The organism is Aquamicrobium segne, assembly GCF_042656785.1.
GTDB classification, from domain to species: Bacteria; Pseudomonadota; Alphaproteobacteria; order Rhizobiales; family Rhizobiaceae; genus Mesorhizobium; species Mesorhizobium segne.
Genome location: NZ_JBHSLL010000015.1, coordinates 58,854 through 66,443, shown reverse-complemented (window position 1 = coordinate 66,443; position 7,590 = coordinate 58,854). Strand labels below are relative to the sequence as shown.

Sequence of the window (7,590 nt, the reverse complement as noted above, 5' to 3'; positions counted from 1 at the left end):
GTCGTTTTGCTCGTCATGGCTCCATCCTATTTGGAAGTTGGAGCCTCCGGCAAACCCGGGGCGGTTCAATGACGGATCGCGCCCATGTCTATGGCATTGCCAATCTTTATTATGGCTTCAGCGAAGGTACAAAGGTCAATGTGGCCGATGAGCAGTTCACACAAGAGCAGCAGCGCCTGTGGGGCGGGCTTGGTGTTGGCGGCTCTTACAACTGGAATGACGACAAGTACTCGATCTATGGCGAGGGTCTGGTCAACACCAGTCTCAACAGCTTTGGCGACAGCTACACGCTCAAGGGCAATCTTGGCTTCCGTGTAAAGTGGTAAAAACCGCTCAATAGTTTGAATTAAGAAAAGGCGGCTCAAGAGCCGCCTTTTTTAATCGAGACCGTCGCATAAATGCTGCCAAAACAATAGCTTGGAGCATTCCATCCATTTCTCGTGAAAGCAGGAAATGCTCCAGAGCGGATGGGCTTTATTGTGGGCTGTCAATCGTTTGGAAGTGGTGGGTGATGCAGGGATCGAACCTGCGACCCGCTGATTAAGAGTCAGCTGCTCTACCGACTGAGCTAATCACCCACGGGCGCTGTAAAATCAGCGTTGGCGGGCATATAGCTGCCCCTATTGAGCCTGTCTAGCCCTGCAAAGAAATTTGCCGAAAAAACATCCAAATTGTTTCATGCATCACAGCCTGGTGGGACAGTATGTCTTTGCAAAAAACTTGATTGGATGTGCTGCAGGGGCCAATATGCTCCTTGCAAAGCAAGGCAGGTGATGATGGCCAGTCCTATTGCTGTAATCGCAGGTGCCGACACGGCAGCGATACAGGCTCTTTTACAAAATGCAGTCACGCAGTGGCGCGCTGATGGTCTGACCATCTGCGGCATGATTGAAGAGCGCGATGAAGTGGTTGAAGGGCGGTGCAGTTGCGGAGTGCTGCGCAATCTGACCACCAATGAAGGCTTTCCCATGTATCTTGATGAGCCGCCCGCCCATACTTCCTGCCATATTGATGAGGTTAGCGTCACTCATGCGGGCGAAAGTGTGCTGGATCAGATTGCGCAGGCTGACATTGTCGTCTTGAGTCGATTTGGCAAGGTCGAGGCGGCCGGTAGCGGGTTGTTCCATGCCTTTGAGGCTGCCCGTGCGCAGGGCAAGCCGATCATCACTTCAGTAGCGCCCAAGCATGACTATCAATGGCAGCGTTTTGCCCCGGATGCGATGCTGATTTCACCCTCGCAAGGTAAGATCAGAGACTGGGCACGTTCAATTGCAGCGCCCGGTTCCTGAGCCGGATTTCAGCTTTCCGAGACGCCGGCTTCATCAAAACTTGCCATGCGCACGTGGCATTCAAGCGCCGAGCGCACAAGATTGACGGCAAGACAGGCCCCTGATCCTTCGCCAAGGCGCATTCCAAGATCCAGAAGCGGCTTGAGTTCAAGCGCTTCCAGCAGACGGTGATGGCCGGGCTCAGCCGAGACATGGGCAGCCAGCACATGGGCAAGGCCCTGTTGGTGAAGCCTTGCCAATGGAGCAATGGCTGCGGTGCAGACAAAACCGTCAAGCAGGACCGGAACGCCGTGATGGCGGGCGGCAAGTGTTGCGCCCAATATGGCGGCAAGCTCGCGCCCGCCAAGACAGGCCGCAATTTGCAAGGGATTGCCAAGGGCGGCCTTATGGCGGGCAAGTCCGGCTTCGATAGCAGCTATTTTGCGCTTCAGCCCGGCATCGTCCACGCCGGTGCCGCGCCCGGTCCAGTTTTGCACATCATCAGATCCAAAGAGAGCAGCGGCAAGGGCGGCAGCAGGTGTGGTGTTGCCAATGCCCATTTCGCCAAGGCAGATGAGATCAAGGTTTTTATCCACGGCTTCATAGCCGGTGTTGATGGCTGCAAGAAACTCAGCCTCACTCATGGCCGGGGCCTGCGTAAAATCTGCTGTGGGCTGGTCAAGATCCAGTGGAATCACCTCAAGCTCGGCATTTGAGATGCGGGCAAGCTGGTTGATGGCTGCGCCGCCATTGGCAAAATTTTTGACCATCTGCACCGTGACTTCTGCTGGATAAGCGGAAACGCCTTGTGTGGTGACCCCATGATTGCCGGCAAAGATGATGGTTTTTACCCGATCAAGTTTTGGCATGTCGCGGCTCTGCCAGCGGGCCAGCCAGCCGGCAATTTCCTCCAGCCTGCCAAGGCTGCCTTGCGGCTTGGTCAAAGTGATTTGGCGTTGTGCTACAGTTGCTTCAGCCTCAAAACTGCCTGCTGGCAGGTCAAGGCAGGCAGCGCGCAATTCATCAAGGGATTTGAAGGACATGGGCAGCTAAGCTCCGTAAATGATTCAAGAAAATGCAGCAGTCGCAACCAGAAGAATGGCAATCTCTGCCAATTGCTGAAGCGCGCCAGCGCAATCGCCGGTCTGCCCGCCAATCTGGGCGCGGCATAAAAGAGAAAATCCGGCAAAAACAAGAGCTAGAACAATCAAGGTGATGATGGCGGGGCCAAGGCCAAGCACCAGCAATGACAGGCTGCCAATTGCTGCGCCAATCAGGGCTGAACTGCGCGCCACAGTGCCTGCACCGGCAGAAAGACCATCACTGCGCGCTGGCGGTAAAAAATACATCAAGGCGCCGGGAAGGGCCCGTGAGGCGCAATGGGCGGCGATCAGGGCAGAAAAAACCTGCATGGGTGCAGCAATGGCTGCAAGGGCACTCCAGCGCAGCAGCATGGACATCATGAAGGCGGCAGTTCCATAAGAGCCGATTCGGCTGTCGCGCATGATGTCGAGCTTGCGTTCAACTGTTGAACCGCCTCCAAAACCATCTGCAACATCAGACAGGCCATCTTCATGCAGGCATCCGGTCGTCAACATGGCGGCAGCCAGTGCAAGGGCGGTCGCCGGGCCGGGAGGGAGGCCGAGTGCTGCGCCGAGCGCAAAGCTGATAAAGGCAAGAAGCGCCACCAGCAGTCCGGCAATGGGTGCTGCCCATATGGCTTGCGCCAGCGTCCGGTTGGAAAAATCCAGATGTGGAAGCGGCAGTCGCGTGAAGAAGGCGACGCATAATAAAATATCGCGAAGTGAAAAGGGGGCCTTCATGCCGTTCAACATTTCATCTGGTGACGTGTCTCCTGACTCTAAAGCGTGTCGCTTTTCTTTCAGATTCACTTAACCCGCTTTAAGTCTTTGTCTTTACGCATGTCTTTATCCCAAAACTGGTTCTTAAGTTCGGGAGACAGGGTTTAGGGTCAGGACCTGTTAATTTGATCAGAATGGCGCCTGAAACGGCAAAAAAATGCAAGGAGAAGTCCGATGGTCGATGTGTTTCCATCGACCGAGGGCTTCGACGTGGCAGTTTGAAGCCGTTTCAGCGTCCTTTGGATGTGGTCCATTTGGTCGGCAACAGCGTCGAAAAGCCTTGAAAATGTTCACATTTCCTGCGTCTTTTCTTCTCGTATCCAACCAAATGACCTCACACCATTCTAAACAAATTAACAGGTCCTGACCCTAAGAATAGCCGATTCTGGCTGGTTGGTATCCGGGTGTGGAAATGATTCTCTTAATTAAATTTGGAATTAAGCCCAAAATTAAACTTGACTAAATTTGGAAGGAAAAACAAAGTGGCCAGTTTTGTCGCAGGTGCTGTGTCCTGCGGGGTTTTACCCAAGGTTTGACTTGCTTCAAACTTCTGGCTGCGCTAACTCTCGCCGCAGTGCAGCAAGGGCCAGTCAGGGTTCCGGGCAAATCTGTCACGCTTTCGTAACAGGTCCGGCTGCGATAGTTTCAGGCGACCCGCCACCAACGGAAAGTTGCAGCATGAACGAATTGTTGAGTTCGTATCTGCCGATTGTCATATTTATCGGCGTAGCGCTCGTAATCGGGCTGGCGCTTCTTGTCGCCCCGTTTCTGGTTGCTTATCGCAATCCTGATCCTGAAAAACTGTCTGCCTATGAGTGCGGCTTCAATTCCTTTGATGATGCGCGGATGAAATTCGATATCCGCTTTTATCTGGTGGCGATTTTATTCATCATATTCGATCTTGAAGTGGTGTTTCTGTTTCCGTGGGCGGTTTCCTTCGGTAGTATCGGAATGCTGGGCTTCTGGTCGATGATGGTGTTTCTCGTCATTTTGACCGTCGGTTTCATCTATGAATGGAAGAAGGGAGCGCTGGAATGGGATTGAGCACCAATTCCGGGACGCTTGTTGCGCCGCAGCCAAAGGGTATCCTTGATCCGCGCACCGGCAAGCCGGTCGGGTCGGATGATCCCTTCTTCATGGGCATCAATGATGAGCTGAATGACAAGGGGTTTCTGGTCACCTCTGCCGAGGCGCTGATCACCTGGGCGCGTACCGGTTCGTTGATGTATATGACGTTCGGCCTTGCCTGCTGTGCGGTTGAGATGATCCATTCGGCCATGCCGCGCTATGACAGTGAGCGTTTTGGCATTGCGCCGCGCGCTTCGCCGCGCCAGTCGGATGTGATGATCGTGGCGGGCACGCTGACCAACAAGATGGCTCCCGCACTTCGCAAGGTTTATGACCAGATGCCCGAGCCGCGCTATGTGATTTCCATGGGATCTTGCGCCAATGGCGGCGGCTATTATCACTATTCCTATTCGGTGGTGCGTGGTTGCGACCGGATCGTGCCAGTCGATATTTATGTGCCGGGCTGTCCGCCAAGCGCTGAGGCGTTGATGTATGGCCTTCTTCTGTTGCAGAAGAAGATCCGGCGTACCGGCACCATTGAGCGGTGACAGCAATGAGCGAAGCCCTGGACGAACTGGCCGCCCATATTAAGGCCAATAGTAATGTCGCCATTTTGCGTCGTGAACTGGCCTATGGTGAGTTGAGCCTGACTGTCGCGCCTGCTGACATCGTCAAGCTGTCGCGCTTTGTGCGCGATGATGCAAAATGCCAGTTTGTGTCGATCATCGATATATCTGGCGCTGATTATCCGCAGCGGCAGGATCGCTTTGATGTGGTCTATCATCTGTTGTCGCCGAAGCAGAATTTGCGTCTGCGGTTGCGGGTGCAGGTGGATGAAGAAACCATGGTTCCTTCCGTCACCAGCGTCTGGCCGGGCGCGGACTGGTTCGAGCGCGAGACCTATGATCTTTATGGCGTGTTGTTTTCCGGTCACCCGGATTTGCGCCGCATCCTGACCGATTATGGTTTTGAAGGGCACCCGCTGCGCAAGGACTTCCCGCTGACCGGCTTTGTGGAAGTGCGCTATGATGACGAGGCCAAGCGCGTTATTTACGAGCCTGTCGAGTTGAAGCAGGAGCTTCGCAGTTTCGACTTCCTTTCGCCATGGGAGGGAACCGATTATGTGTTGCCCGGCGATGAAAAGGTGAAGCAGTAAATGGCTGAAACCTCCGTCCGCAATTTCAATATCAATTTTGGTCCGCAGCATCCGGCGGCACACGGCGTGTTGCGCCTTGTGCTGGAGCTTGATGGCGAGGTAATCGAGCGCGTTGATCCGCATATCGGCCTTTTGCATCGCGGCACCGAAAAGCTGATGGAGCACAAGACCTATCTTCAGGCTGTGCCTTATCTTGATCGTCTCGACTATTGCTCGCCGATGAATCAGGAACATGCCTATGCGCTTGCGGTGGAGCGCCTGCTCGACATCGAAGTGCCCAAGCGTGGCCAGATCATCCGCGTGCTTTATTCCGAAATCGGCCGCATCATGTCGCATATCCTGAATGTGACGACGCAGGCCATGGACGTTGGTGCGCTGACCCCGCCGCTTTGGGGGTTTGTCGATCGCGAAAAGCTGATGGTGTTTTATGAGCGGGCTTCCGGCTCGCGAATGCACGCAGCCTATTTCCGGCCCGGTGGTGTGCATCAGGATCTGCCCGATCAGTTGATCGAGGATATCGGCAAGTGGATTGATCCGTTCCTCAAAATGCTTGACGATCTTGACCAGTTGCTGACCGCCAACCGCATTTTCATGCAGCGCAATGTCGATATTGGCGTGGTGTCGCTGGAAGATGCCTGGGCGTGGGGCTTTTCAGGCGTCATGGTGCGTGGCTCGGGCGCGCCATGGGATTTGCGCAAGTCGCAGCCTTATGAGTGCTATTCCGAGATGGAGTTCGATATTCCGATCGGCAAGAATGGCGATAATTTCGATCGCTATCTTTTGCGCATGGAAGAAATGCGCCAGTCAGCCAGAATCATGCGCCAGTGCGTGGATCTGCTGCTGGGCAAGGAGCGCCATGGTCCGGTCTCCAATCTGGATGGCAAGGTGGTGCCGCCCAAGCGTGGTGAGATGAAGCGCTCGATGGAAGCGATGATCCATCACTTCAAGCTCTATACCGAGGGCTACCGGGTTCCAGCCGGTGAGGTCTATGCCGCGGTTGAAGCTCCCAAGGGCGAGTTCGGCGTCTATCTGGTGTCGGATGGCAGCAACAAGCCTTATCGGGCCAAGCTGCGCGCACCCGGATTTGCCCATCTGCAAGCCATGGATTTCCTGTGTAAAGGCCATATGCTGGCTGATGTTTCCGCCATATTGGGTTCACTCGACATCGTCTTTGGTGAGGTCGACCGCTAATGTCTGTTCGCCGTCTCGCAGAACCGCAATTCCAGCCGCAAACTTTCACCTTCAATGAAGAGTTTGCTGCTTCCGCACAAAAGTGGATTGCAAAATATCCTGAAGGCCGTCAGCAATCGGCTATCATTCCGCTGCTCATGCTGGCGCAGGAGCAGAATGGCTGGGTGACAAAAGCCGCCATCGAATCCATCTGCGACATGCTCGGCATGCCCTATATTCGCGGGCTTGAGGTTGCGACCTTCTATACCCAGTTCCAGCTCAAGCCAGTGGGTACACATGCTCATATTCAGGTCTGTGGCACCACGCCGTGCATGTTGCGCGGCGCTGGCGAGTTGATGGATGTGTGTCGCGCCAAAATCCATCCCGAGCCGCTGCAATTAAATGAAGAAGGCACGCTGTCATGGGAAGAGGTTGAATGTCAGGGTGCATGCGTCAACGCGCCGATGATCATGATCTTCAAGGACACCTATGAGGATCTGACCCCCGAGCGGCTGGCTGAAATCATTGATGCGTTTGAAGCAGGCAAGGGTGAAACCGTTCCGCCCGGCCCGCAGATCGAGCGTCATTTTTCAGCGCCTGCTGGTGGCTTTACCGCACTTGGCGATGAAGCTGCGGTGCTGAAAGGGACCTCGACGGGTGTAAAGGCCTCGGCCAGCACAAAGGAAAAGGCAAGCGCAAAGGCCCCGGCAAGCGTCAAGACAAAGACGCCAAGCAAGGCTGCGCCCATAAAGGCCAAGGCAGAAAAGCCTGCGCTGGATGACAAGAACCGCCCGGCTGGCATAGCCCGCCCGGATGTGGTCGATGACCTCAAGCTGATTTCGGGCATTGGTCCGAAAAATGAAGGGCTTCTGCACGAGCTTGGCATTTTTACCTTCGCCCAGATTGCGGCGTGGAAAAAGGCCGAGCGGACATGGGTTGACGGCTATCTGAGTTTCCACGGCCGTATCGAGCGCGAGGATTGGGTCAAGCAGGCCAAGGCCCTCGCCAAGGGTGGTGTGGAAGAATATATCCGCGTCTTCGGCAAGAAACCGGTTTAAGGAAAGAA

The 7,590-nt window shown here is 54.8% G+C and carries 8 protein-coding genes, 1 tRNA gene and 1 pseudogene; 7 read left to right on the top strand and 3 right to left on the bottom strand.

Features of this window, described 5'->3' with window-relative positions; genetic code table 11:
* Positions 1–326, top strand: a pseudogene (locus tag ACFPLB_RS06480) (autotransporter outer membrane beta-barrel domain-containing protein); the annotation flags it as partial.
* A 176-nt stretch (positions 327–502) separates the two neighbouring features.
* Here ACFPLB_RS06480 and ACFPLB_RS06475 read toward each other — a convergent pair.
* Positions 503–578 (bottom strand) — tRNA-Lys (locus ACFPLB_RS06475).
* 195 nt (positions 579–773) lie between these two features.
* On the opposite strand from ACFPLB_RS06475, the gene ACFPLB_RS06470 reads away from it, so the two are divergent.
* Positions 774–1,289 (top strand): DUF2478 domain-containing protein, encoded by a 516-nt coding sequence (locus tag ACFPLB_RS06470; RefSeq protein ID WP_378228556.1) that lies wholly within the window; start codon positions 774–776, stop codon positions 1,287–1,289.
* Positions 1,290–1,297: 8 nt separating this feature from the next.
* Here ACFPLB_RS06470 and cobT read toward each other — a convergent pair whose 3' ends face one another.
* Together cobT and ACFPLB_RS06460 are read right to left on the bottom strand one after the other, a co-directional pair.
* Positions 1,298–2,311, bottom strand: coding sequence for a nicotinate-nucleotide--dimethylbenzimidazole phosphoribosyltransferase (cobT, locus tag ACFPLB_RS06465; RefSeq protein WP_378228555.1), 1,014 nt, complete (start codon positions 2,309–2,311; stop codon positions 1,298–1,300).
* 24 nt (positions 2,312–2,335) lie between these two features.
* Positions 2,336–3,091 carry an adenosylcobinamide-GDP ribazoletransferase gene (locus tag ACFPLB_RS06460; RefSeq protein WP_378228554.1) on the bottom strand — a complete coding sequence of 252 codons (756 nt, stop codon included), beginning with the start codon at positions 3,089–3,091 and terminating at the stop codon, positions 2,336–2,338.
* Between the two features lie 717 nt (positions 3,092–3,808).
* On the opposite strand from ACFPLB_RS06460, the gene ACFPLB_RS06455 reads away from it, so the two are divergent.
* The 5 genes from ACFPLB_RS06455 to nuoE are packed head-to-tail and all read left to right on the top strand — an operon-like array spanning position 3,809 to position 7,582.
* The gene (locus ACFPLB_RS06455) at positions 3,809–4,174 is read left to right on the top strand and encodes an NADH-quinone oxidoreductase subunit A (protein WP_378228553.1); all 366 of its coding nucleotides are present in this window, start codon (positions 3,809–3,811) and stop codon (positions 4,172–4,174) included.
* Positions 4,165–4,746, top strand: a complete 582-nt coding sequence (locus tag ACFPLB_RS06450) for a NuoB/complex I 20 kDa subunit family protein (protein WP_378228552.1) — start codon at positions 4,165–4,167, stop codon at positions 4,744–4,746. The genes ACFPLB_RS06455 and ACFPLB_RS06450 overlap by 10 nt, the downstream gene beginning before the upstream one ends.
* A gap of 5 nt (positions 4,747–4,751) precedes the next feature.
* On the top strand, positions 4,752–5,354 hold the full coding sequence (locus tag ACFPLB_RS06445) for an NADH-quinone oxidoreductase subunit C (protein WP_378228551.1): 603 nt from the start codon (positions 4,752–4,754) through the stop codon (positions 5,352–5,354).
* On the top strand, positions 5,355–6,545 hold the full coding sequence (locus ACFPLB_RS06440) for an NADH-quinone oxidoreductase subunit D (RefSeq protein ID WP_378228550.1): 1,191 nt from the start codon (positions 5,355–5,357) through the stop codon (positions 6,543–6,545). It abuts the gene before it with no gap.
* On the top strand, positions 6,545–7,582 hold the full coding sequence (gene nuoE, locus ACFPLB_RS06435) for an NADH-quinone oxidoreductase subunit NuoE (protein WP_378228549.1): 1,038 nt from the start codon (positions 6,545–6,547) through the stop codon (positions 7,580–7,582). Before ACFPLB_RS06440 ends, nuoE begins: the two co-directional genes overlap by 1 nt.
* The last annotated feature ends 8 nt before the right edge of the window (positions 7,583–7,590 follow it).